Source organism: Paracoccus sp. SSK6, assembly GCF_039770665.1.
Classification (GTDB): Bacteria; Pseudomonadota; Alphaproteobacteria; order Rhodobacterales; family Rhodobacteraceae; genus Paracoccus.
In genome coordinates, this window is the sequence record NZ_JBDPNJ010000003.1 from 96,692 (window position 1) to 120,023 (window position 23,332).

The window sequence follows — 23,332 nt, forward strand, 5'->3', positions numbered from 1 at the left end:
ATGGCGCCACGACCGCGCCGGGCCTGGCAGCGGATGCTGTCGGGCCGGCGTCTGGATCTGCTGGATCCGACGCCCGTCGATATCGAGATCACCGACATCGCCCATGGGCTGGCCTTCGTGGCCCGCTGGAACGGCCAGACCCAGGGGGACTGGCCTTATTCCGTCGCCGAACATTCCCTGCTGGTCGAGGATATCCTGGGCCGCCTGAATCCCGGCATTGAAGCCCGCTGGCAATTGGCCGCGCTTTTGCACGATGCGCCGGAATATGTGATCGGAGACATGATTTCGCCGGTCAAGGCCGCGCTTGGCGCGGAATATGGCCGCATGGATGAACGGCTGACCGCAGCCATCCACCGCCGCTTCGGCCTGCCCGCCGCAATTCCCGCGGCAATAAAGGTTAAAATCAAGACGGCCGACCGTATTTCAGCCCGGCTTGAGGCCGTTCAAATCGCGGGCTTTGCCGTGCCCGAGGCAAAGCGCCTGTTTCCCCTGCAAAACGAGGCTATTTTGTCCGTATTGCACATTCAATTACGCCCTCCAGCCGAAGCGCGCGAGGCATTCCTGAAACGGTTCGGGGAACTGATGGGCGAAGACGGCGGGGCTGCATAGGAAAGGCCGCCCCGGCGGGACGGCCTTTCCCAAAAACGCGGTCAGATCAGCAGGTCTTCCAACTGCTTGCCGCCTTCAAGGCTGTCCTGAACCCAGCGGGGTTTGCGGCCGCGGCCGGTCCAGGTCATCGTCGGATCTTCGGGATTTGCATATTTCGGCGCCACCGTTCCCGAGCGGCGGGGTTTCGAACCCGTCAGATCGGAAAGATTGAAACCGTGTTCCCGCGCCGCTTCCTCGATCGCGGCCAGGGCTTCGCGGCGTTTGCGGTCTTCATAGGAATTAATTGCGCGGTCCAGTTTTCCCCGAAGATCACGCAGTTCCTTAAGCGTCATCTTGTCCAGGTCTAGGTTCATTTTCGTCGCATCCGTGGTGAATTGATAAATGTAATCTTATATAGGGTGCGGCGAATTACAAGATGTGCAATTAATTCAGCGCGGCCCTCTTTTGGCAAGAATACGCTGAAGGGTGCGGCGATGCATATGCAGGCGGCGGGCCGTTTCGCTGACATTGCGGTCGCATTGCTCGTAAACGCGTTGAATATGTTCCCATCTGACGCGGTCCGCCGACATCGGATTATCGGGGGGCGGAGGCAGCGATTCCCCGTCCGACAGCAATGCCGACGTTACGTCATTCGCGTCGGCGGGCTTTGCCAGATAATCGGTCGCGCCCATTTTCACGGCAGCGACCGCCGTGGCGATGGCGCCATATCCCGTCAGCACGATGATGCGCGCATCCTCGCGCAGGTCGCGCAGCGCCTCGACCACGTCCAGGCCGTTGCCATCTTCCAGCCGCAGGTCGATCACGGCATAGGCGGGGGGCGCCTGCCGGATCATCGCCAGGGCGTCGGCGACGCTGACGGCGGTGCGCGGCACGAAGCCGCGCTTTTCCATCGCGCGGGCCAGCCGCGTCACGAAGATTTCATCGTCGTCCACCAGCAGCAGCGACGGATCGGGGCCCGGATCCTTCCGGGCGGGTGTTTCATCTTGCATGGCGCCTGTCCCAGCCTTCGTAAGCGGCCACATTGCCGCAGGGCCGGGACGGGGGCAATCATTTCCGGGCGGGGCGCGCCTCAGCCAAGGGCATCGACGAAACAGCCGACGCGCTCGGCCATCACCTCGGGCGCGGTGTCGCGGTTGAAGAAATCGACCGTCTTGTTTCCGGGCAGGACCAGATAGGTATTGGTCATGTGATCGACCAGGTAATAATCGCCGCCCTCGGCGTCATTGGCCTTGTAGTAATTGCGCCAGCCCTTGTTGACGGCGGCGATTTCCTCGTCCGATCCGGTCAGGCCGATCATGTCGCCGGGAAACAGGCTGGTGAAATCGGCCACCACTTCGGGCGTGTCGCGTTTCGGATCGACGGTGATGAAGACGGTCTGCACGTCCTTGCCCTGTTCCTGCAGCAAGGCGGCGGCCTCGGCATTGCGGGCGCTGTCCATCGGGCAGACATCCGGGCAGGAGGTATAGCCGAAATAGAGAAGCGAGGGCTTGTCGAAGACCTGCTGGGCGGTGACGCGCTGCCCGTCCTGCCGCGTCAGGGTGAAATCGGTGCCGAAGCTGTCCATGCCGCCCGCGACCGCGCTGCCGCCGCATCCGGCGAACTGGTCGCCCCCGCGGCTGGCCAGGAAGACGCCGCCCGCCGCCAGCAGGGCGATGGCCGCAACGCAGCCGATCAGCAGGATTTTCCGGTCGGCCATGGTTCTTCTCCGTCATCCAAGGGCAGAAAGCGGCGCATTGATCGCCCATCCCGCCCCGCGTATCAAGGTCCGCATCGTCGCATCGGGCCACGCGCATGTCCAATCCACCCTTTCCCCTTGCAGGTCGGCCAGCCGGCCTCCAGGCCCCGCCCGAGGCCGAGCCGATCCGCATGCGCACGCTGGTGCTGCTGCGCTGGGTGTCGATCGCGGGCCAGCTGGCGGCGGTGATCGTCGCGCGGATGATGGGCATCGGCTTCGCGGTCGGCCCTGTCCTTGCGCTGATCGCGGCGGCCATCGCGGTGAACCTGTGGCAGGTCCTGTCGCCGCCGCGACGCACCTCGGCCCGGATGGCGGTGGTGAACCTGACCTTCGACGTGGTCCAGATCTCCGCCCTGATGGCGCTGACCGGGGGGCTGGCCAATCCCTTCGCGCTGCTGGTGCTGGCGCCGGTGACGGTTGCCGCGACATCGCTGGACGCGCGCGAAACCGTGGCGCTCGGCGCGGCCACTATGGCGCTGATCTCGACGGCCTCGCTGGTGGCGCTGCCGCTGCAGGATGCGGCGGGCCGTCCGCTGGAACTGGCGCCGATCCTGGCCCTTGGGCACTGGACGGCGCTGATGATCGGCGTGGTGTTCTTCGCGGGCTATGCCCATCGCGTGACGGTGGAGCTGCAGGCGACCTCGAACGCGCTGTTTGCGACCCAGATGGCGCTTGCGCGCGAACAAAGGCTGCAGCACCTGGGCGGCGTCGTGGCGGCGGCTGCGCACGAGATGGGCACCCCCCTTGCCACCATCAAGCTGATCGCGGCCGAGCTTGCGGACGAGTTGGGCGACCGCCCCGACCTGCAGGCCGACGCCACAGCCCTGCGCGACCAGGCCGTCCGCTGCGCCCAGATCCTGCAAAGCATGGGCCGGGCGGGCAAGGACGACCTGCACCTGCGCACGGCCCCCCTGCGAACCGTGCTGGAGGATGCCGCTGAACCCCATGCCGGGCGCGGCCCGGTGGTCGAGATCCGCGCCGAGGGCCCCGACATCCGGCGCGATCCCGCGATCATCCACGCGCTTCGCAACCTGATCCAGAACGCCGTCGATTTCGCCCGCGCCCGCGTGGTGGTCGAATCGGAATGGGGCGAGGGCTGGCTGTGCGTGACGATCCGCGACGACGGCCCCGGATATTCGCCCGCGCTGCTGGCCCGGATCGGCGATCCCTACCTGACCAGCAAGCGCACCGGCCCGCAGCGCCAGGAATACGAAGGGATGGGCCTGGGCCTGTTCATCGCCAAGACCCTGCTGGAACGGTCCGGCGCGCGCCTGGATTTCGCCAATGGCGGGCCGGGGGCCGTCGTCACCGTCAGGTGGCCGCTGGACCGGATCGCGGCCGATGCGCGCGCGCCACTGGGCGAAAACCCTGTGCAGGATGCGTGATCTTTTAACTGTTCGTTAATCCCGTTCCTCCTATGGTTGCGCAAAACGCATAGGAGCGAAGATGGTCCTGCATGGAATCGCCCTGGTCCTGATGGCCGTGCTGATGGGCACCGCCTCGGTCGTGCTGGCGACCCTGCTGGTCCGCTGGTGGGACAAGGGGTCGCGCCGGGCCCGGCCGCGCCTGTCGCAGGGGCTGGAAAGCAGCCTCAAGCCCATGGTGATGCTGTTCCGCGACGGGGCTCTGGTGGATGCGACGCCGCCCGCCCGCGCGCTTCTGGACCGCTTTTCCGCCCCCGAAGGCGACTGGACGCGCCTTCTGCACTGGATCGGGCCGCGTTTTCCCGACGCGGTCGAGGCCCTGGGCCGAATCGACCGCATCGGCCGCTTCGAATCGCTGGGGCAGGCCGGATCGGGGGCCGGATCGGGCAGCGCGGCGCTGCGGCTGGTGGTCGAGCAGATCGAGCCGGGACTTCTGCGCATCGCCATCACCGACCCGCAGGCGGAATACACGGGCATCGTGGTCGATTCCATGTCCCAGCAGGCGATGGAGGAGGAGCTGGACCTGCTGCGCCGTTCCCTGGACCAGACGCCGATGCTGGTCTGGCGCCAGGATGCCGAGGAACGGGTGACCTGGGCCAACGCCGCCTATCTGCGCCACGCCGAGGCGCAGGGGGACGACCCCGTCGGCTGGCCGCTGCCGCGCCTGCTGGAACCGCCGCGCCCCGTGCCGGGTGCCGGGACGCGGACCCGGCGGGCGTCGCTGACCCAGAACGGCGCGGTGTCTTGGTACGACTGCCACAGCCACCAGGCGGGCGACCAGACCATGATGTTCGCCCTGCCCGCCGATGCGGCGGTGCGTGCCGAACGGTCCTTGCGCGAATTCGTCCAGACCCTGACCAAGACCTTCGCCGACCTGCCCATTGGGCTTGCCATCTTCGACCGGCAGCGGCAGCTGCAGCTGTTCAACCCCGCGCTGATCGACCTGACCAACCTGCCCACGGGCTTTCTGACCGCGCGGCCCACGCTGTTCGACCTGCTGGACAAGCTGCGCGAATTGCGCATGGTCCCCGAGCCCAAGGATTTCCGCAGCTGGCGCCAGCAGATGAGCAACCTGGAAAGCGCCGCCGCCACTGGCCATCATGTCGAAGAGTGGTCCCTGCCCGGCGGCCAGACCTATCGCGTCACCGGCCGCCCCCATCCCGACGGCGCCGTGGCCTTTCTGTTCGAGAACATCACCTCGGAAATGGCCCTGACCCGCAAGTTCCGGGCCGAGATGGCCCTGGGCCACAGCATCCTCGACAATATCGGGGAAGCGGTGGTGGTCTTTGCCCCCGGCGGCCAGGTGGCGATGGCCAACCGGCCCTACCGCGAGCTGTGGCCCGATGCCGGGGATAGCCTGGGCCAGGCCCTTGCCTGCTGGCAGGCGGGGTCCAAGGCCGGTCCCGGCCTCGATGCGCTTGCCACGTGCCTCGGGGGGGCCGAAGGGGCCTTGCGCGACAGCGGCCTCATCGCCGGTCCTTCAGGCCAGTTGCTCGGGTGGTCGGTGACGCGGCTTCCTGGCGGGCGGCAGATGGTCCGCTTCCGCCTGCCCGATCCGGCGGCCGGCGCGCAGCCGGCGGGTCTGCCCTTACTGGCTACGGCCAGCGGCTGACGATAGGCAAGGCGCGACAAAGAGGACGGCAACTGCCCGCTGTTGATCCCCGGCGCGATTTTGGTCTTTCTGGATGCATGAACCGGAAAGGAACGCGATGACGCGCAGCATCGACCTGAACAGTGACCTGGGCGAGGGCTACGGCACCTGGTCCATGGGCGACGACGCCGCCATGCTGGAGATCGTCAGTTCCGCCAATGTGGCCTGCGGCTTTCACGCGGGCGATCCGCTGACCATCCGCGCCACGGTCGCAGAAGCGGCCCGGCGCGGCGTGGCGGTGGGCGCGCATGTGTCCTATCCCGACCGGGTGGGCTTCGGACGCCGCCCGATGGACGTGGCCAGTGCCGAACTGACCGCCGACGTGATCTATCAGATCGGCGCGCTGCAGGGGATCGCGAAGGCAGCCGGAACGCGGGTCAGCTATGTGAAGCCGCATGGCGCGCTGTATAACACCATTGCCCATGACGCGCGTCAGGCCGATGCGGTGATCGCGGCCATCAGGGAAATCGATCCTTCGCTGGTGCTGATGGGCTTGGCCGGGACGCAAATCCTGGCCCGCGCCGCCGATGCGGGACTGGCGACGGTGGCCGAGGCTTTCGGCGACCGCGCCTATGCGCCCGACGGCCAGCTTGTGTCCCGCCGCGAACGGGGCGCGGTGCTGCACGACGCCGACGCCGTTGCCGCCCGGATGCTGCGGCTTGCCACCGAAGGCGTGATCGAGGCCATCGACGGATCCACCCTGCGCCTGCAGGCCCAGAGCATCTGCGTGCATGGCGACAGCGCGGGCGCCGTGCAGATGGCCCGCCGCATCCGCGAGGAACTGGCCGCGGGCGGCATCGCCGTCGCCCCCTTCGCCAAGGCGGCATGATGCGCCCCGATCCCGCAAGCGCCGCAGCCGCCCGCCTGGTCTGCCGCAGCACCGTTGCCCCGACCGCAGGCACGGCGCCGGGCTTCACCCAGCGCAACATGACCTCGCTGCCGCGCGATTGGGCCAGGGATTTCCTGCTCTATGGTCAGCGCAACCCGAAGCCCTGCCCGGTCCTGGACGTGACCGACCCCGGCAGCCATCGCACCGCGCTTGCGCCGGATGCCGGCCTGCGCACGGACATTCCGCTGTATGGCATCTGGCGCGACGGGGGGCTGGCGGATGAGATGGCGGACGCCACAGATGCGGGGGACGCGCATCCCGACCTGGTGACCTTCCTGATCGGCTGTTCCTTCGAGACGCCCTTGCAGGCCGCGGGGATCGAGATGCGGCACCTCGCGCAGGGCTGCAACGTGCCGATGTATCTGACGAACCGCGCCTGCCGTCTCGCCGGGCGGCTGTCCGGGCAGATGGTCGTGTCGATGCGGCCCGTCCCGGCGGATCGGGTGGCCGAGGGCGCGACGATCACGGGGCGCTTTCCGGCGATCCACGGCGCCTCGGTCCATATCGGCGCGCCCGAGACCCTGGGCATCGCCGACCGGTCGTGTCCCGATTTCAGCGATGCGGTGGAAATTCGCGACGGTGAGGTGCCGGCTTTCTGGGCCTGCGGGGTGACGCCGCAGGCTGCCGCCATGGCCTCGAAGCCGCCCTTCGCCATCACCCATGTGCCGGGGCACATGGTCATCACAGACATTCCCGACAGCCCGTGGCAGGCGTGACGATGCGCTTTCTTCCCGTCGGACCGCGCACGCTGCTGGTGGAACTAGCCGATCTGGAGGCGACGCTGGCGTTGTTCGACGCGCTGCTGGACAGCCCCATCGACGGCGTGACCGAGATCATCCCCGCCGCCCGCACGCTGATGATCCGCGTGGCGCCGGGATATGCCGCCGATGGTGCGCTTGCGGCACTGGTCATGGCCCGCCAGCCCGCGCCGAACACGGTCCGCCAGGAAACCCCGGTCGAGACGGTCGAGATCCCCATGACCTATGACGGCGCCGATCTGGCGGATGTGGCGCGCCACCTGGGCCTGACCGTGGCCGAGGTCATCGCCACGCATCAGGCCGCCACCTGGGCGGTGGCCTTCTGCGGCTTCGCGCCCGGTTTCGCCTACATGACCTGCGACGACCCGCGTTTCGATCTGCCCCGCCGCCCCGCGCCGCGCACGCGGATCCCGGCGGGGTCGGTGGCCCTGGCCGCGCGCTTCTGCGGCATCTATCCGCAGGACACGCCGGGCGGCTGGCAGCTGATCGGCACGACCAGGGTGCCGATGTGGGATCTGTCGCGCGACCCGCCCGCCCTGCTGCGCCCCGGCGTCCGCGCGCGGTTCGTGGAAGGGGTGGCCGACATCCGCCCCTCGGCCGCCATCCCCGAACCGCAAGGCCGGCTTGCGCTGACCGTGGTGCAGACCGCCTTTCCCATCGTCTTCCAGGACGAAGGCCGTCCCGGACAGGGCGGACAGGGGATCTCGGCATCCGGCGCGCTGGACAGGGGCGCGATGCGCCGGGCGAACCGGGCCGTGGGCAATCCCTCGGACGCGCCGGTGCTGGAGATCACCCTCGGCCCCGTGCAGCTGCGGGCAGAGCGGCCCGTGACGCTGGCCCTGACCGGCGCGGGACAAGCCACCGTGGCCGGGCATCCCATGCCCACGGCCTTCGCGCTGGATACCGGGGACGAGGTGCTGATCCCGCCCCCCGGTACCGGGATGCGCAGCTATCTGGCGCTGCGCGGCGGCTTCGACGTGGCCTCGGTGCTGGGCTCGGCGGCGACCGACACGCTGGCCTTTGTCGGCCCCGAGGCGCTGACCGCTGGCGCGCGCCTTTACGCAGCCAACCGCCCCGCCACCGCCATCGCCGCGCCCGAGGATCAGCCCGCGCTGCCGAAACCGGGCGACGTGGTGGACCTGCCCGTGACCCTCGGCCCGCGCGCCGACTGGTTCTCGGCCGGCATGATCCGGCATTTCCTGTCCCAGGACTGGCTGGTCACGCCGCAATCGTCCCGCGTGGGCATCCGGCTGGAAGGCGCGCCCATCACCCCCGACGACGCGCGCGAACTGCCATCGGAAGGCACGGAAACCGGCGCCATCCAGATCCCCCATTCCGGCCAGCCGGTGCTGTTCCTGGCCGACCATCCGCTGACCGGCGGCTATCCGGTGATCGCGACGCTGCTGCCTTCAGCCCTGGATCTGGCGGGCCAGATCCCGCCCGGTGCGCGCATCCGCTTCACCGCCGCCGCCGCCTTCCACGATATCAAGGTCCAGCCATGACCCTTTTCGCCACCGGCCCGACCCTGCCGCTGAACCGCCTGCTGGTCGCCAACCGCGGCGAGATCGCCGTCCGCATCATCCGCGCCTGCCGCGACGAAGGCATCGGGACCGTCGCCGTCTATGCCGATGCCGACCGCGACGCGCCCTTTGTCCGCATGGCTGACCAAGCCTTTACGCTTGGCGGTGACACGCCTGCCGAGACCTATCTGGACGGGCAAAAGATCATCGCCATCGTGCAGCGTGCGGGCGCGGATGCGATCCATCCGGGCTATGGCTTCCTGTCGGAAAACGCCGGTTTCGCGCAGGCCGTGCAGGACGCCGGCCTGGTCTGGATCGGCCCGGACCCCGCCGTCATCACCGCCCTTGGCGACAAGATCGAGGCCCGCCGCATCGCCGAAACCGTGGGCGCCCCCCTGGTCGCGGGCACCCCTGGCCCGGTGGAAACGCCCGCCGATGCCCTGGCCTTCGCCCGCCAGCACGGGTTGCCCATCGCCATCAAGGCGGCCTTTGGCGGCGGCGGGCGCGGCATGAAGGTCGCCTGGCGCCTGGAAGAAGTGGAGGAACTGTTCCAGTCCGCCACGCGCGAGGCGCAGGCGGCCTTTGGCCGCGGCGAATGCTTCATCGAGCAGTTCCTCGACCGCCCCCGCCATGTCGAGGCGCAAGTGCTTGCCGACCTGCACGGCACCGTCAAGGTGATCGGCACGCGGGACTGTTCCCTGCAACGCCGCAACCAGAAGCTGGTCGAGGAAGCGCCCGCCTCCTTCCTGACCGACGAACAGCGGCAACGCATCCACGACAGCGCCCGCGCGATCTGCGCCCATGCGGGCTACAGCGGCGCGGGGACGGTCGAATACCTGCTGTCCGCGAATGGCACGATCTCGTTCCTTGAGGTCAACACACGGCTTCAGGTCGAACATCCCGTGACCGAGGAAACCACCGGCATCGACCTGGTGCGCGGCATGATCGCGGTGGCGCGCGGCGCGAGATTGGCGGACGATGCGGTGCCCGTCCCACGCGGCCACAGCATCGAATTCCGCATCAATGCCGAGGACGTGGCGCGCGGCTTCCTGCCCACACCCGGCCCCATCGAGACCTTTGACGCGCCCTCCGGCCCCGGCATCCGGCTGGACAGCGGCGTCGTCGCGGGCTCGTCCGTCCCCGGCAGCTTCGATTCGATGATGGCCAAGCTGATCGTGACGGGGGCCACCCGCGACGAAGCCATCGCCCGCGCCCGCCGCGCCCTCGCCGAGTTCCGCATCACCGGCGTGGCCTCGGTCCTGCCCTTCCATCGCGCGGTGCTGGAGCAACCCGAGTTCCGGGCCGAGGACGGGGATTTCCGCGTCCACACCCGCTGGATCGAGACCGACTTCGCCGACCGGCTGGCCGCCGCCGTGGCCCCCCATGCCCGCGTCGCGCCTGCCGCCACCCCGCCCCTGCTGCGCATGGCCATCGAGATCGACGGCAGGCGCCACGAACTGGGCCTGCCCGCCGGGATCCTGGCCGCCGTTCCGTCCGGCACCGCGACCGAGGCCGCGCCCCAGGCGGACGAGGCCGCGGTCATCGCCCCCGTCCCCGGCACCCTGACCGCCTGGCAGGTGGATGACGGCGCGAGTGTCGAGGCAGGCCAGCCGGTCGCCGTGATGGAGGCGATGAAGATGGAAACCCGCGTCGAAGCCCATCGCGCGGGCCGGATCACCCTGGCCGCCAGACCGGGCGAAGTCCTGCCCTTTGGCGCCACACTCGCACGGATCGAAGGATAGACAGCGGAAAGCCCAGGCTTCAAGACGGCTGCCGGGAGGCAGCTTGAGGATTCCGCCGCGACTGTTGCCCTTGCGGATCACGCCGCTGCTTGTTCCGCATCATGGACCAGCAAAAACGGAAATGACGCGAAGCCTGCCCGCGCATGAAGGCAAATTTTGCACGTTCGGAAAATTTTTTGTTGCCAGAAGGGTTTTCTCGCCTCTATCCCTTCCATGCGGGGGCGAAACTGCATCCACGATGTGGACGCGAGGCGCGGCAAGAGGAGGCCGTTGCCGCCGACAAGGGGGATGACGATGCACCAGACGGATGCGCATGCCGATGCCGAACTGGCGCTTGGCGGGATCGAGGCCCTGGCCGAGCCGAAGCGGGCCGAGGCCTGGATGCGCCCGGTGGAAATCGCCGCCGCCGCCCTGCTGGTGGTGATGATCGTCACGGTGCTGGCCAATGTCTTTTTCCGATATGTGCTGACCAAGCCGCTGATCTGGGGGGACGAGGTCGCCTCCATCAGCTTCATCTGGATGGCGATGCTGGGCGCGGCCCTGGCCGTGGACCGGCACGAACACATGAAGCTGACGGTGTTCCTGCCGCTGCTGCCCGAACGCCTGGCCCGCGTGCTGGAGATCGCGGGCAGCGTGCTGGTCTGCGTGCTGCTGGTCCGGCTGTTCCCCGTCGCCGTCGAATACGCCTATGAGGAATCCTTCGTCACCTCGCCCGCGCTGGGGCTGCCGATGTCCTGGCGCGCATCGGCCCTGCCTGCGGGCATCGGGCTGATGGCGCTGCTGATGGTGCTGTCGGTGATCCGCACGCGGGAATGGGGCACGATCCTGGGCACGCTGGTGCTGGCGGGCGCCATCGGTGCCGCGCTGTGGTTTTCCAGGCCCGCCGTGCTGGCGCTTGGCAACTGGAACCTGCCGCTGTTCCTGGGCCTCTTCGCGGGCGGGCTGCTGGTCGTGGGGGTGCCCATCGCCTTCTGCTTCGCGCTTGCCACGCTGGGCTACCTGACCTTCGCCACCAGTGCGCCGGTCTTCGTGATGATGGGCCGCATCGACGAGGGCATGTCCTCGCTGATCCTGCTGTCGGTGCCGGTCTTCGTGCTGCTGGGCTGCATTCTGGACGCGACCGGCATGGGCCGGGCCATCGTCAGCTTTCTCGCATCCATGTTCGGCCATGTGAAGGCGGGGATGAGCTATGTGCTGCTGGGATCCATGTTCCTGGTGTCGGGCATTTCCGGGTCCAAGGTCTCGGACATGGCGACCGTCGCCCCCGCGCTGTTCCCCGAGATGCGCCGCCGGGGCCATTCCGCGCCGGAAATGACCGCGCTGCTGGCGACGGGGGCGGCCATGGCCGATACCGTGCCGCCCTCGATCGTGCTGATCGTGCTGGGATCGGTCGCGGGCGTGTCGATCGCCGGGCTGTTCACCAGCGGCTTTGCCATCGCCATGGTGCTGCTGATCGTGCTGGCGATCCTTGCCCGCTGGAAGGCGCGGGGCGAGCGGATGGAGGGGGTGCGCCGCGCACCGCTGTCCGTGATCGGCAAGACCGCGCTGATCGCCGCCCCCGCCCTGGTGCTGCCCTTCATGATCCGCAGCCTTGTCGGCGGCGGCGTCGCCACCGCGACCGAGGTTTCGACCATCGCCACCCTTTACGCCTTCATCATCGGCGCGGTGCTCTATGGCGGCATTCCCCTGCGTCGCACAGGCACGATGCTGGTCGAAACCGCCGCCATGTCGGGGGCGATCCTGCTGATCCTGGGCGCGGCGTCCGCCATGGCCTGGGCGCTGACGCAATCGGGCTTCGCGCGCGACCTGATGGTGCTGGTCACGGGCCTGCCCGGCGGCTGGCTGGTCTTCATGCTGGCATCCATCGCGATCTTCCTGGTGCTGGGCTGCGTGCTGGAGGGCCTGCCCGCCATCGTGCTGCTGGCGCCGATCATGTTCCCCATCGCGCGCGGCCTCGGTATCCACGACATCCATTACGCCATGGTGATCGTCACGGCCATGAACATCGGCCTGATGGCCCCGCCCATCGGCATCGGCTTCTATATCGCCTGCAAGATCGCCAACGTGCCTGCCGAACAGGTCATGGCGAAGATCTGGCCCTATCTGGCCGCGCTGATGGTGGGCCTGCTGGCCATTGCCGCCGTACCCTGGTTCTCGACCGCGCTGCTGTAATCGTTGCTGACATCCTTGGGAGGAGGAGTTTCATGAGCATCACCCGCCGCAATATCCTGTTGGGCGCCGCCGCCGGCGCGCTTGCCACCCCGTTCATCCGGGTCCGGCCCGCGATGGCCGCCGAGTTCAGCTACAAGGTGGCCAACAACCAGCCGCTGGACCATCCCAGCAACGTTCGCCTGGCCGAGGCGCAGAAGGCCATCCTGGAAGCCACCGGCGGGCGGTTCGACCTGCAGATCTTCCCGTCGAACCAGCTGGGCGCGGATACCGACGTGCTGGGCCAGTTGCGGTCGGGCGGGGTGGAATTCTTCCAGCTGTCGCCCGTGATCCTGTCCACGCTGGTCCCGAACGCATCCATCAACGGCGTGGGCTTTGCCTTCCACGACTATGACACCGTCTGGAAGGCCATGGATGGTGAGCTGGGTGCCTATGCCCGCAGCCAGATCGAGGGCGCGGGCCTGGTGGTGATGGAGAAGATATGGGATAACGGCTTCCGTCAGATCACCTCCTCCACGAAGCCCATCACGACGCCCGCCGACCTGGAGGGCTTCAAGATCCGCGTGCCGGTCAGCCCGCTCTGGACCTCGCTCTTCACGGCCTTCGGCTCGGCCCCGGCATCCATCAACTTCGCCGAGGTCTATACCGCCCTGCAGACCGGCATCGTGGACGGGCAGGAAAACCCGCTGGCGATCATGAAGGTCGCGAAACTGTGGGAGGTGCAGAAGTACTGCTCCATGACCAACCACATGTGGGACGGCTTCTGGATGCTGGGCAACCGCCGCGCCTGGGGCGCCCTGCCCGAGGATGTGCAGGCCGTCGTGGCCGAGAACTTCAACGCCGCCGCCGTCAAGCAGCGCGCCGACATCGCCGAGATGAACAAGACCCTGAAGACCGATCTGGAAACCAACGGCTTCGTCTTCAACGATGTCGATCCCACAGCCTTCGAGGCGAAGCTGCGCGAGGCGGGCTTCTATGCCGAATGGAAGAAGACCTATGGCGACGAGGCCTGGGGCATCCTGGAAGCCGCCATCGGCAGGCAGCTTGCCTGATGCGCGACGGCGCCGCCCCTGCGGACACCGGCGGCACGCAGGCGGTGGCGCGTGCGCTGTCGCTGCTGTCGCTGGTCGGGCGGGGCGGCGCGCAAGGGCTGGGGCTGGCGCAGTTGGCAAGCGCCTCGGGCCTGGCGCGGCCCACGGTGCGGCGGCTGCTGCTGGCACTTGGCGCGGCGCGGCTGGTCGAACAGGACCGGGTGACGCGCCGCTATCATCTGGGGCCGGAAACCTATCTGCTGGCGGGCTTTGCCGCCGAACGCCACGGCATCCTGCACCACGCCCGCGACGCGATGGAGCGGCTGGCCCATGAGACCGGAGACACGGTGCTGCTGACCGTGCCGCAGGACGACCATACCCTGTGCCTGGAGCGGATCGAGGGCGGTTTCCCCGTCCGCACCCATGCCCTGATGCGCGGCGACCGCAAGCCCGCGGGCGTCGGCGCGGGCGCCATGGCGATCCTGGCTGCCCTGCCGGCCCCCGAGGCCGATGCGCTGCTGGCAAGGGTCGCGCCTCTGGTGAGCGAATTGATGCCGGGCCTGCTGAAGGATCTGGCCCATGCCCGCGCCCATGGCCATGCCCTGAACCCCGGCCGCATCGTGGCGGGATCCTGGGGCCTGGGCGTGGCGATCCCCTGGCCGGACGGGCGCCCGGCGGGCGCGCTTTCCATCGCCGCCATCGAAAACCGCATGACCCCGGCGCGGCAGGCCGACCTGGTTGCCGCGCTTCACCGCGAGGCCGGGCTGATCGCCCAACGCCTTGCCGAACTTGACCCGCAACGGAGGAAGGCATGACCGATCCCCTGATCGTCGGATGGGCGCATACGAAATTCGGCAAGGCCGAGGCGCCCGACACCCTGGCCCTGATGGCCGAGGTCGCGCTGCCCGCGCTGGAACACGCGGGGCTGACCGCCGATGCCGTCGATGGCATCTTCACCGGCGTCTACAACAACGGCTTCCAGCGCCAGGATTTCCAGGGCGCGCTTGTCGCCATGGGCAGCCCGGAACTGGCGGGCGTGCCCTTCATGCGCACGGAAAACGCCTGCGCCACGGGATCGGCGGCGCTTTATGCGGCGGCCGATTTCATCGCCTCGGGCCGCGGCAAGGTGGCCCTGGTGATCGGGGCCGAGAAGATGACCGCCACCCCCATCGCCGATGTGGGCGGCATCCTGCTGACGGCAAGCTATGTCGCCGAGGAGGGCGACACCCCCGGCGGCTTCGCGGGCGTCTTCGGGCGCATCACCGACAGCTATTTCCAGCAGAACGGTGATCGGTCCGAGGAACTGGCGATGATCGCCGCCAAGAACCATGACAACGGCACCCGCAATCCCTATGCCCATATGCAGAAGGCCTTTGACCTGGCCTTCTGCAACACGCCGTCCGACAAGAACCCGCTGGTCGCGGGGCCGCTGCGGCGCACCGATTGCTCGCTGGTCTCCGATGGCGCGGCGGCCATCGTCCTGGCCGCGCCCGAGGTGGCGGAAACCCTGACCCGCGCCATCCGCTTCCGCGCCCGCGCGCAGGCGGGCGACATGCTGGCCCTGTCGCGCCGCGACCCGACCGAGTTCGCAGGCGCGCATCGCGTCTGGCGGTCCGCGCTGGACCAGGCGGGGCTGGCGATCACCGACCTGTCGCTGGTCGAAACCCACGACTGCTTCACCACCGCCGAGATGATCGAATACGAGGCCATGGGCCTTGCCCCGCGCGGCCAGGGCTGGCGCGTGATCCGCGACGGTGTGACGCGCATGGATGGCAAGCTGCCCGTGAACCCCTCGGGCGGGCTGAAGTCGCGCGGCCATCCCATCGGTGCGACGGGCGTCAGCCAGCATGTGATGGCCGCGATGCAGCTGACCGGAGATGCGGGCGCGATGCAGGTGCCCGGCGCCACGCTGGCGGGTGTCTTCAACATGGGCGGCACCGCCGTCGCCAACTACTGCTCGATCCTGGAACGCGAGAAATGACCGATCCCGTTGGCGGGCTGGCCCCGGTGTCCACCCGCGTGATGAACCTTGCCACTTTCCTGGCGCAGGCCGCCCGGCGCGACCCGGACGGCATCGCCCTGGTCATGGGCGATGCCCGCTGGACTTGGGGCCAGTGGAACGCCCGCACCGATGCCTTGGCCTATGCCCTGCAGACCCGCTTCGGCTTGCAGAAGGGCGACCGGGTGATGTGCCAGTCGCAGAACTGCATGGAGATGATGCAGGCGATGTTCGCGGTCTGGCGCGCGGGCGGGGTCTGGGTGCCCGCCAATTTCCGCCAGACGCCCGAGGAGGTGGCCTATCTGACGCAGGCCTCGGGTGCCACGCTGATGTTCTGCAACGCCAGTTTCCCCGACCACGCGGCGGCCTGCGGCGTGACGACGCTGGCTTTTGGAACGGCGGATTTCGGGCCGGACGTGACCGCGGTCACCGCCGACCACATGGGGGAACGCCCGCAGACAGCAGTGGTGGACCGCGACGATCCCTGCTGGTTCTTCTTCACCTCGGGCACCACGGGCCGGCCCAAGGCGTCGGTCCTGACCCACGGCCAGATGGCCTTCGTGGTGACGAACCACTTGGCCGACCTGATGCCGGGGCTGACGGCGAACGATGCCTCGCTGGTGGTGGCGCCGCTCTCGCATGGCGCGGGGGTGCATCAGCTGACCCAGGTGGCGCGGGGGGTGAAGACGATCCTGCTGCCGACCGAACGCTTCGACGTGGCGCAGGTCTGGGATCTGGTCCGCGACTGGCGCGTCTCCACCATGTTCACGGTGCCGACGATCCTGAAGCTGCTGGTCGAACATCCCTCGACCGCCGAGGCGGATACGTCGTCGCTGCGCTATGTCATCTATGCCGGTGCGCCGATGTACCGGGTGGACCAGCAGAAGGCGTTGCAGACCCTTGGCCCCGTGCTGGTCCAGTATTTCGGCCTGGGCGAGGTGACCGGCAACATCACCGTGCTGCCCGCCCATCTGCACCAGGCCGAGGACGGCCCCCAGGCCCGCATCGGCACCTGTGGTTACGCCCGCACGGGGATCGAGATCCAGATCCAGGACGACAACGGCCATGAGGTCGCGCCGGGCGAGACGGGCGAGATCTGCTGCATCGGCCCCGCCGTCTTCGCGGGCTATTACCGGAACCCCGAGGCGAACGCGAAGTCCTTCCGCGACGGCTGGTTCCGCACCGGCGATCTGGGGCACATGGACGAACAGGGCTTCGTCTATATCACCGGGCGGCAGTCGGACATGTTCATCTCGGGCGGGTCCAACGTCTATCCGCGAGAGATCGAGGAAAAGATCCTCACCCACCCCGCCATCAACGAGGTCGCGGTGCTGGGCATCCCCGACCCCCTGTGGGGCGAGATCGGCTGGGCGGTCTGCGTGGCGAACGGACCCGTGGCCGAGGAGGAGTTGTCCGCCTTCCTGGACGGGAAGCTGTCGCGCTACAAGATGCCCAAGCGGTTCCTGTTCTGGGACAGCCTGCCGAAATCGGCCTATGGCAAGATCACCAAGAAGATGATCCGCGAGGAACTGGAAGCCCGCGGCATGATCGCATGATGCAGCGGATGATCCATCCCGGCCCGCGCGCGGTGGAACGGGCGACGGCGGTGCGCGCCGATCTGCGGCCCATTTCCGGGGTTCTGCAAGCGGGGCAGACGGTCATGGCAGGGGTCGGCGACCTGTTCGCGCAGAACGGCTGCAAGGGCGGCGTGGTCTGGCTGGACGGCGTGACCTGCGATCCGATGCGCTATGTCCTGCCCGCGCCTTCGACCGACGGCATCCATGCGGCCTGGTATTCCGGCACCCATGCGCCGGACGGGCCGGTCACCATCGGGCGCGCGACGGCCACGGTCGGCTGGAAAGACGGCGCGCCGTTCCTGCATTGCCATGGGACATGGGCGGGAACGATGGGGCACCTGCTGCCCTTCGACAGCGTTCTGGCGTCGGATGCCCGCGTCCATGGCATCGGCGCCCCGGATGCCTGGTTCGAGGCGCTGCCGGACGCGGAAACCGCCTTCACCCTGTTCACTCCGCAAGGCACCGGCACCGGCACAAGCCTGCTGGCCCGCATCCTGCCCGGCGAGGATGTGATCACGGCCATCGAAGCGCTTGCCGCCCGCCACGGCATCGCCAATGCCCGCCTGCACGGCGTCGGCAGCATCGACCATATCCGCTTCACGGACGGCAGCCGGATGGGCTGCCACGCCACCGAATTGCGGCTGGACGGCGCCACCCTGACCCAAGGCCGTGCCACCGTCCCGATCGAGGTCGTGGACATCGCGGGCACCATCATGCGCGGCACGCTGGAACGCGGGACGAACCCGGTCGGCGTGACGCTGGAACTGCTGATCGAAAGGACAGACACATGACGCAGGACGCCAAAGTCGCCATCGTGACCGGGGGCTGCCGGGGCATCGGCCTTGCCGCGACCGAAATCTTCCTGGAACAGGGCTGGCGCGTCGCCGTGGTGGACCGCGATACCGAGGAATTGCACCGCGCCTGCGACCCCATGGAAAACGTCCTGCCCGTCGAAGCCGACATTTCCGACCCGCAAAGCGTCGATGGCGTGATCCGCACGGTCGTGGGCCAGTGGGGCCGCGTCGATGCCCTGGTCAACAACGCGGGCGTGGCGCTGTTTTCCCGCGCGAACCAGACCAGCTTCGAGCAATGGCGAGAGGTGATGGCCACGAACCTGGACGGCGTGTTCCTCTGCACCCAGGCGGCGATCCCGGAACTGGCCAAGACTAAGGGCGCCATCGTCAACATCGCCTCGATTTCCGGCCTCAGGGCCTCGACGCTGCGGGTGGCCTATGGCACGTCCAAGGCCGCCGTGATCCACCTGACCAAGCAGTTCGCCGCCGAACTGGGCGAACAGGGCATCCGCGTCAACTGCGTGGCCCCCGGCCCGGTCAAGACCAAGCTGGCCATGGCCGTCCACGCGCCGGAAATCATCAGCGCCTATTACGACGCGATCCCGCTGAACCGATACGGCGAGGCGCGCGAGATCGCCGAGGCCATCGTCTTCCTGTGTTCCGACAAGGCCAGCTTCGTGTCGGGCCAGACGCTTGCCGTGGATGGCGGGTTTGACGCGACCGGCGTGGGCCTGCCTGCCCTGCGGCGCGAGGACGGGACCGCGCGGGAGGTCTAGGGCAAGGGCCGCATCGCGCCCGTCAACGCCTCGATCATCGCCTGTCCCAGCGGGCCGGGGCGGCGATGCGCGGGCCAGGCCACCACCACGGTGCGGACCGGGTGGAACTGCATGTCCTCGCAGACAAGGCGCCTGACCTCGCCCCGCGCGATCTCGGCCTCGAAGGTGCGGGATGCGGAAAAGCACCAGCCAAGGCCCGCCGCGACCATCGACTTGATGGATTCGACATCGTTCACCGTCCAGACATCGGTTGAAAACAGCCGCCCCACCCGTTCCATGTCGATCTGCGGCGATCCGACGTAATAGATCTGGCGTTCCCGGTCGAAGGCGCGCATGGCCAGCGGCTGCGGCAACCCGGCCAGCCGGTGGCTTGCGGCGCAGACCGGGCCCAGCGTCTCGGACCCCAGGTGGCGGGCGGCGATGTCCGACGGGATGGCGGCGGCCAGCGTCAGGGCGAAGTCGAAGTTGCCTGCGCGCAGGTCGTCCCACAGCGTCGCCAGGGACGAGTTGAAGAACTGGAAGCGCGCATGGGGGTGATCGGCGGCAAAGGCTCGCAGCGCCCGGTTCAGGTCGGCGCGCGGGAACAGCACATCGACCAGCACGCGCAGGCGCGTTTCCTCGCCCTTTTCCAGCGATTGGGCATGGGTGGCAAAGCTGCGGGCGCGTTCGACGACGCTGCGCGCCTCGGCCAGCAGGACGCGGCCGCGCTCGGTCAGCTCCGCCCGGTTGGACCCGCGCCCCAGCAGGGGAAAGCCGCATTGGCTTTCCAGTTGCGCCAGCGAATAGCTGACGGATGAGATCGGGCGACGCAATTCTCTGGCCGCCGCGGTCAGGCTGCCCGTGTCGGCGATGGCGCAGAAGGCGCGCAGATGATCGACCAGGTTCGGATGCATTTCAAAAATCCCGAAAGGGTTTTGCCATTCTTTTCGGTTTACCGAAAAACGGATCCGATGCTAGCCTTTCCTTGTTCGGGACCGGAGGAGGAGCCGGTCCGGGGCAGCGTTTGGGCAGGACTGTTTGGGAGGACAGGCTATGCGCGGACTGAACGGGCCTTGGCCCGCATGAACGGCGATCATGTCCTTGTCTGCGACAATGTCGTCCGCCGCTTTGGCGGTGTCGTCGCGCTGAAGAACGTCTCGGTCGCCGTGAACCGGGGCGAGATCTTTGGCCTAGTCGGGCCGAACGGGTCTGGCAAGACCACGCTGGTCAACGCCATCACCGGATTTTATCCGCCGCAGGAAGGCCGCATCACGCTGGACGGGCGGCAGATCAACGGGCTGAAGCCGTTTCGCATCGCCGGAATGGGGGTGGCGCGCACCTTCCAGAACGTCGCGCTGTTCCACGGGATGTCGGTCCTGGACAACATCCTGATGGGGCGGCACATCTTCATGAAGCCGAACCCCTTGGCGTCCTTCTTCTATCCCTGGTGGGCGCAGAAGGAGGAGGTCGCGCATCGGCGCCATGTCGAGGAGGTGATCGACCTTCTGCAACTGGCGCCCGCGCGCGACGAACATGTCGATGTGATTCCCCTGGGCCTGCAAAAGCGGGTGGAACTGGCCCGCGCCTTGTGCGCCGAACCCAAGCTGCTGGTCCTGGACGAGCCGATGGCGGGCATGAACCAGGAGGAAAAGGAATACATGGTCCGCTTCATCCTGGACGCACAGGACGCCTTGGGCCTGACGGTGCTGATCATCGAACACCACATGGATGTCGTGACCGCGCTGTGCGACCGGGTGCTGGTGCTGAACAACGGCCAGGAAATCGCCCAGGGCCCGTCGCGCGAGACCATCGCCGATCCCCGCGTGGTCGAGGCCTATATCGGAAAGCCCCGCCATGCAGCATGATCCCGCGATGATGGCGCAGGCCAGGGCCCTGCATCCGAACTGGCGCGACGAGGACACGATCCTGGCGCGTCTGGCGCAGAACGCGGCCGAGGTGCCGGACCAGGTCGCCCTTCGCGAACGCGACCGGGGGATCTGGCAGGAATATAGCTGGGCCGATTACCTGCGCGCCGTGGTGGAATTCGCCGCCGGGCTGGAAGCGCGCGGCGTGAAGCCCGGCGACGTGGTGATGGTCATCGGCGACAACCGCCCGAACCTGTATTTCGCGATGCTGGGCGCGGTCTGCCTGCGCGCCATCCCCTCGCCCGCCTATGCCGATGCCCCGACCGAGGAACTGGCCGCGCAGATGGAGCGCGAGGATATCCGCGTGGCCGTGGCCGAGGATCAGGAGCAGGTGGACAAGATGCTGGAGGCCAAAGGCCGCTGGCAGCATCTGGATCTGGTGATCTATGACGATCCGCGCGGTCTGGCGGGGCGCGAACCTGCGGGCGTGGCGGGGTTCGACGCGATCCGGGCCGAAGGTGCCGCGCGGCTCAAGGCCGATCCGGGTCTGGCGCAGGCCCTGATCCAGCGGTCCACCATCCACGACACCGTGGTCCTGATGCATTCGTCCGGCACCACCGGCGCGCCCAAGGGCATTCCCCTGAAGCACGGTCATGTCCTGTCGGGCGTCCGCAACGCCGCCGCCGCCGGATATTTCCAGCAGGGCGAGGTCCACATGGCCTATCTGCCCATGGCCTGGGTGGGCGATTTCATCTTCTCGGTCGGCGCGGCGATGGAGTTGCGCTTCACCGTCAACATCCCCGAGGCGAACGAGACCGCCTTGCACGACCTGCGGGAAATGGCGCCGACGCTCTATTTCGCCTCGCCCCGCGCGTGGTCGGCGATGCTGACGCGGGTGCAGGTGGGGATCGCGGAAACCACCGGGTTGAAGCGCAGGCTTTACGACTGGTTCATGCCCCGCGCGATGGAGGCGGAACGCGCCCGGCTGGACGGCAAGCCGGTCGGCGGCGGGCTGACGCGGTTCCTGGGGGAATGGCTGATCTATGGGCCCATCCGCGACCAGTTGGGCCTGGGCCGCGTGAAGCGCGCCTATACCGCGGGCGAGGCGATCGGCGAGGACGTGTTCCTGTGGTTCCGCGCCATCGGGTTGAACCTTCGCCAGTTCTATGGCCAGACGGAAAACTGCGCCCTGGCCGTGGCCCAGAAGCCCGAGGATATCTCGCTGACCACCGTGGGCCGCCCCTTCCCCGGCGTCGAGATGAAGATCGACGAGCATGGAGAGATCCTGCTGCGCGGGGATAACATCTTCGACGGCTATTTCCAGAACCCCAAGGCATCGGCCGAGGCCTTGCAGGACGGCTGGCTGCACACGGGCGACGCCGGCCAGATCGAACCGGACGGCCAGCTTGTCGTGCTGGGCCGCGTGTCCGAGGTGGTGGAAAAGCGCGACGGCACCCGCTTCATTCCGACCTATATCGAGAACCGGCTGAAATTCAGCCCCTACATCAAGGACGCGGCGGTGATCGGCCAGGGCCGCGACATGCTGGTGGCAATCGTCTGCATCGACTTCCAGGCGGTCGGGCAATGGGCGCAGGAACATGGCGTGTCCTATACCTCCTATGCCGAACTGTCGCAGCAGCCGCGCATCTATGACCTGATCGCGGGCCAGATCGCCGATGTGAACGCGCATCTGCCGCACGGGCTGTCGGTCGCGCGCTTCGTCAACCTGCACAAGGAATTCGACCCCGACGACGGAGAGGTCACGCGCACCCGGAAACTCAAGCGCAACGTGATCGACGACCGATACGGCCCGATCATCGAGGCGCTGAACGCGGGGGCAGGCGAAATCGACTTCAAGGCCCGGATCACCTATGAAAACGGCCAGACCGGATCGCTGGACCGGGTTCTGCGGCTGTCCGACGTGGAGGCTGCGTGATGGCATATTTCCTGGAACTGCTCATCAGCGGCGCGCTGACCGGGCTGATGTATTCGCTGGTCGCGCTTGGCTTCGTGCTGATCTACAAGTCGGCGGGCGTGCCGAACCTGGCCCAGGGCGCCCTGGTGATGACCGCCGGTTACGCCGTCTGGCTGGTCATGTCCTGGGGCCTGAACGTCTGGATCGCCATCCCCGTCGCCGCCGCGATCATGTTCGGCTTCGGCCTGGTCGTGGAACGCCTGCTGCTGCGCCGCATGGTCGGACAGCCGGTCATCATGGTCGTCATGCTGACCCTGGGGCTGGAGATCCTGCTGCGCGGGCTGGTGCCGGGCATCCTGGGATCGACGCCGAAGCCCATCGACCTGGGCATCGACTTTGCCCCCATCATCATCGGCGACGTGTTCATCAACCGCACCTCGCTTTACGGCGGCATCGTCGCACTGCTGCTGGTCGGCGCATCGCTGCTGTTCTTCCGCACGAGGCTGGGGACCAAGCTGCGCGCGGTGTCGGACGACCATGTCTCAAGCTGGGCGGTCGGCATCTCGGTCGAGCGCGCCATCGGCATCTCCTGGGGTCTGGCGGGCATCGCCGCCGTGGTCGCGGGGGCGCTCTGGGGATCGTCGCAGGGGGTGGACTGGACCTTATCCACGCTGCTGTTCCCCGCCGTCGCCGTGGTGATCCTAGGGGGCGTGGACAGCGTTCCCGGCGTCGTCGTGGGCGGCATCCTGGTGGGCGTGCTGGGCACCGTCATCCCCGGATACCTCGACAGCATCGCGGGCGGATCGACGCGCGATGTGGTCACGTCCCTGATCATCCTGCTGACCATCATGGTCCGCCCCTTCGGCATCTTCGGCCGGGAAGACATCGAGAGGATCTGA

21 protein-coding genes are annotated in these 23,332 nt (G+C 68.0%); 17 read left to right on the forward strand and 4 right to left on the reverse strand.

All coding sequences use genetic code 11. The features are described from left to right. On the forward strand, positions 1-609 hold the full coding sequence (locus AAIL68_RS03620) for an HD family hydrolase (RefSeq protein ID WP_347138136.1): 609 nt from the start codon (positions 1-3) through the stop codon (positions 607-609). Positions 610-650: 41 nt separating this feature from the next. On the opposite strand, the gene AAIL68_RS03625 is transcribed toward AAIL68_RS03620, so the two are convergent. The 3 genes from AAIL68_RS03625 to AAIL68_RS03635 all read right to left on the reverse strand — a co-directional run bounded on the left by AAIL68_RS03625 (position 651) and on the right by AAIL68_RS03635 (position 2,305). Further along, the gene (locus tag AAIL68_RS03625; RefSeq protein WP_347138137.1) at positions 651-962 is read right to left on the reverse strand and encodes an H-NS histone family protein; all 312 of its coding nucleotides are present in this window, start codon (positions 960-962) and stop codon (positions 651-653) included. Positions 963-1,037: 75 nt separating this feature from the next. Then, on the reverse strand, positions 1,038-1,598 hold the full coding sequence (locus tag AAIL68_RS03630) for an ActR/PrrA/RegA family redox response regulator transcription factor (RefSeq protein ID WP_347138139.1): 561 nt from the start codon (positions 1,596-1,598) through the stop codon (positions 1,038-1,040). A gap of 80 nt (positions 1,599-1,678) precedes the next feature. Then, positions 1,679-2,305, reverse strand: a complete 627-nt coding sequence (locus AAIL68_RS03635; protein ID WP_347138141.1) for an SCO family protein — start codon at positions 2,303-2,305, stop codon at positions 1,679-1,681. A gap of 95 nt (positions 2,306-2,400) precedes the next feature. Between AAIL68_RS03635 and AAIL68_RS03640 the strand changes: the two genes are divergently transcribed. The 13 genes from AAIL68_RS03640 (at position 2,401) to AAIL68_RS03700 (ending at position 18,674) form a co-directional block, all read left to right on the forward strand. Continuing rightward, positions 2,401-3,729 (forward strand): ActS/PrrB/RegB family redox-sensitive histidine kinase, encoded by a 1,329-nt coding sequence (locus AAIL68_RS03640; protein ID WP_347138142.1) that lies wholly within the window; start codon positions 2,401-2,403, stop codon positions 3,727-3,729. A gap of 61 nt (positions 3,730-3,790) precedes the next feature. After that, complete coding sequence (locus tag AAIL68_RS03645; RefSeq protein ID WP_347138144.1) at positions 3,791-5,380, forward strand: PAS-domain containing protein; 1,590 nt, start codon at positions 3,791-3,793, stop codon at positions 5,378-5,380. A gap of 97 nt (positions 5,381-5,477) precedes the next feature. Further along, a complete protein-coding gene (locus AAIL68_RS03650; protein WP_347138145.1) occupies positions 5,478-6,248 on the forward strand; it encodes a 5-oxoprolinase subunit PxpA in 771 nt (256 codons plus the stop codon). Then, complete coding sequence (locus tag AAIL68_RS03655; protein ID WP_347138146.1) at positions 6,245-7,024, forward strand: putative hydro-lyase; 780 nt, start codon at positions 6,245-6,247, stop codon at positions 7,022-7,024. The genes AAIL68_RS03650 and AAIL68_RS03655 overlap by 4 nt, the downstream gene beginning before the upstream one ends. A 2-nt stretch (positions 7,025-7,026) precedes the next feature. Continuing rightward, positions 7,027-8,568, forward strand: a complete 1,542-nt coding sequence (locus AAIL68_RS03660; RefSeq protein WP_347138147.1) for an urea amidolyase family protein — start codon at positions 7,027-7,029, stop codon at positions 8,566-8,568. Then, positions 8,565-10,328 carry a biotin carboxylase N-terminal domain-containing protein gene (locus AAIL68_RS03665; protein WP_347138149.1) on the forward strand — a complete coding sequence of 588 codons (1,764 nt, stop codon included), beginning with the start codon at positions 8,565-8,567 and terminating at the stop codon, positions 10,326-10,328. Before AAIL68_RS03660 ends, AAIL68_RS03665 begins: the two co-directional genes overlap by 4 nt. A 294-nt stretch (positions 10,329-10,622) precedes the next feature. Next, positions 10,623-12,500 (forward strand): TRAP transporter large permease subunit, encoded by a 1,878-nt coding sequence (locus tag AAIL68_RS03670; protein WP_347138150.1) that lies wholly within the window; start codon positions 10,623-10,625, stop codon positions 12,498-12,500. 32 nt (positions 12,501-12,532) lie between these two features. Further along, positions 12,533-13,549, forward strand: a complete 1,017-nt coding sequence (locus AAIL68_RS03675) for a TRAP transporter substrate-binding protein (RefSeq protein ID WP_347138151.1) — start codon at positions 12,533-12,535, stop codon at positions 13,547-13,549. After that, entirely contained in the window at positions 13,549-14,343 is a 795-nt protein-coding gene (locus AAIL68_RS03680; RefSeq protein WP_347138152.1) for an IclR family transcriptional regulator, read from the forward strand. The genes AAIL68_RS03675 and AAIL68_RS03680 overlap by 1 nt, the downstream gene beginning before the upstream one ends. Then, the gene (locus tag AAIL68_RS03685) at positions 14,340-15,509 is read left to right on the forward strand and encodes an acetyl-CoA acetyltransferase (protein ID WP_347138153.1); all 1,170 of its coding nucleotides are present in this window, start codon (positions 14,340-14,342) and stop codon (positions 15,507-15,509) included. The genes AAIL68_RS03680 and AAIL68_RS03685 overlap by 4 nt, the downstream gene beginning before the upstream one ends. Beyond that, positions 15,506-17,083: an acyl-CoA synthetase gene (locus AAIL68_RS03690; RefSeq protein WP_347138154.1), complete on the forward strand. Its 1,578-nt coding sequence runs from the start codon at positions 15,506-15,508 to the stop codon at positions 17,081-17,083. The genes AAIL68_RS03685 and AAIL68_RS03690 overlap by 4 nt, the downstream gene beginning before the upstream one ends. After that, positions 17,080-17,895: a DUF296 domain-containing protein gene (locus tag AAIL68_RS03695; RefSeq protein WP_347138155.1), complete on the forward strand. Its 816-nt coding sequence runs from the start codon at positions 17,080-17,082 to the stop codon at positions 17,893-17,895. The genes AAIL68_RS03690 and AAIL68_RS03695 overlap by 4 nt, the downstream gene beginning before the upstream one ends. Continuing rightward, positions 17,892-18,674, forward strand: a complete 783-nt coding sequence (locus AAIL68_RS03700) for an SDR family oxidoreductase (protein ID WP_347138157.1) — start codon at positions 17,892-17,894, stop codon at positions 18,672-18,674. Before AAIL68_RS03695 ends, AAIL68_RS03700 begins: the two co-directional genes overlap by 4 nt. Here AAIL68_RS03700 and AAIL68_RS03705 read toward each other — a convergent pair. Beyond that, complete coding sequence (locus AAIL68_RS03705) at positions 18,671-19,567, reverse strand: LysR family transcriptional regulator (protein ID WP_347138158.1); 897 nt, start codon at positions 19,565-19,567, stop codon at positions 18,671-18,673. The two genes, AAIL68_RS03700 and AAIL68_RS03705, sit on opposite strands and share 4 nt — an antisense overlap. A 168-nt stretch (positions 19,568-19,735) precedes the next feature. Between AAIL68_RS03705 and AAIL68_RS03710 the strand changes: the two genes are divergently transcribed. Genes AAIL68_RS03710 through AAIL68_RS03720 form a run of 3 tightly spaced genes read left to right on the forward strand, consistent with a single transcriptional unit; the run spans position 19,736 to position 23,332 of the window. Beyond that, complete coding sequence (locus AAIL68_RS03710; protein ID WP_347138160.1) at positions 19,736-20,518, forward strand: ABC transporter ATP-binding protein; 783 nt, start codon at positions 19,736-19,738, stop codon at positions 20,516-20,518. Next, positions 20,508-22,454, forward strand: a complete 1,947-nt coding sequence (locus tag AAIL68_RS03715) for an AMP-binding protein (protein ID WP_347138162.1) — start codon at positions 20,508-20,510, stop codon at positions 22,452-22,454. Before AAIL68_RS03710 ends, AAIL68_RS03715 begins: the two co-directional genes overlap by 11 nt. Continuing rightward, positions 22,454-23,332, forward strand: coding sequence for a branched-chain amino acid ABC transporter permease (locus AAIL68_RS03720; RefSeq protein ID WP_347138163.1), 879 nt, complete (start codon positions 22,454-22,456; stop codon positions 23,330-23,332). The genes AAIL68_RS03715 and AAIL68_RS03720 overlap by 1 nt, the downstream gene beginning before the upstream one ends.

What these genes read in the sequence shown, in the direction of transcription:
- AAIL68_RS03620 (WP_347138136.1), top strand. Translation starts at nt 1, where the DNA reads ATGGCGCCACGACCGCGCCGGGCCTGGCAGCGGATGCTGTCGGGCCGG.
- AAIL68_RS03625 (WP_347138137.1), bottom strand. Translation starts at nt 962, where the DNA reads ATGAACCTAGACCTGGACAAGATGACGCTTAAGGAACTGCGTGATCTT.
- AAIL68_RS03630 (WP_347138139.1), bottom strand. Translation starts at nt 1,598, where the DNA reads ATGCAAGATGAAACACCCGCCCGGAAGGATCCGGGCCCCGATCCGTCG.
- AAIL68_RS03635 (WP_347138141.1), bottom strand. Translation starts at nt 2,305, where the DNA reads ATGGCCGACCGGAAAATCCTGCTGATCGGCTGCGTTGCGGCCATCGCC.
- AAIL68_RS03640 (WP_347138142.1), top strand. Translation starts at nt 2,401, where the DNA reads ATGTCCAATCCACCCTTTCCCCTTGCAGGTCGGCCAGCCGGCCTCCAG.
- AAIL68_RS03645 (WP_347138144.1), top strand. Translation starts at nt 3,791, where the DNA reads ATGGTCCTGCATGGAATCGCCCTGGTCCTGATGGCCGTGCTGATGGGC.
- AAIL68_RS03650 (WP_347138145.1), top strand. Translation starts at nt 5,478, where the DNA reads ATGACGCGCAGCATCGACCTGAACAGTGACCTGGGCGAGGGCTACGGC.
- AAIL68_RS03655 (WP_347138146.1), top strand. Translation starts at nt 6,245, where the DNA reads ATGATGCGCCCCGATCCCGCAAGCGCCGCAGCCGCCCGCCTGGTCTGC.
- AAIL68_RS03660 (WP_347138147.1), top strand. Translation starts at nt 7,027, where the DNA reads ATGCGCTTTCTTCCCGTCGGACCGCGCACGCTGCTGGTGGAACTAGCC.
- AAIL68_RS03665 (WP_347138149.1), top strand. Translation starts at nt 8,565, where the DNA reads ATGACCCTTTTCGCCACCGGCCCGACCCTGCCGCTGAACCGCCTGCTG.
- AAIL68_RS03670 (WP_347138150.1), top strand. Translation starts at nt 10,623, where the DNA reads ATGCACCAGACGGATGCGCATGCCGATGCCGAACTGGCGCTTGGCGGG.
- AAIL68_RS03675 (WP_347138151.1), top strand. Translation starts at nt 12,533, where the DNA reads ATGAGCATCACCCGCCGCAATATCCTGTTGGGCGCCGCCGCCGGCGCG.
- AAIL68_RS03680 (WP_347138152.1), top strand. Translation starts at nt 13,549, where the DNA reads ATGCGCGACGGCGCCGCCCCTGCGGACACCGGCGGCACGCAGGCGGTG.
- AAIL68_RS03685 (WP_347138153.1), top strand. Translation starts at nt 14,340, where the DNA reads ATGACCGATCCCCTGATCGTCGGATGGGCGCATACGAAATTCGGCAAG.
- AAIL68_RS03690 (WP_347138154.1), top strand. Translation starts at nt 15,506, where the DNA reads ATGACCGATCCCGTTGGCGGGCTGGCCCCGGTGTCCACCCGCGTGATG.
- AAIL68_RS03695 (WP_347138155.1), top strand. Translation starts at nt 17,080, where the DNA reads ATGATGCAGCGGATGATCCATCCCGGCCCGCGCGCGGTGGAACGGGCG.
- AAIL68_RS03700 (WP_347138157.1), top strand. Translation starts at nt 17,892, where the DNA reads ATGACGCAGGACGCCAAAGTCGCCATCGTGACCGGGGGCTGCCGGGGC.
- AAIL68_RS03705 (WP_347138158.1), bottom strand. Translation starts at nt 19,567, where the DNA reads ATGCATCCGAACCTGGTCGATCATCTGCGCGCCTTCTGCGCCATCGCC.
- AAIL68_RS03710 (WP_347138160.1), top strand. Translation starts at nt 19,736, where the DNA reads ATGAACGGCGATCATGTCCTTGTCTGCGACAATGTCGTCCGCCGCTTT.
- AAIL68_RS03715 (WP_347138162.1), top strand. Translation starts at nt 20,508, where the DNA reads ATGCAGCATGATCCCGCGATGATGGCGCAGGCCAGGGCCCTGCATCCG.
- AAIL68_RS03720 (WP_347138163.1), top strand. Translation starts at nt 22,454, where the DNA reads ATGGCATATTTCCTGGAACTGCTCATCAGCGGCGCGCTGACCGGGCTG.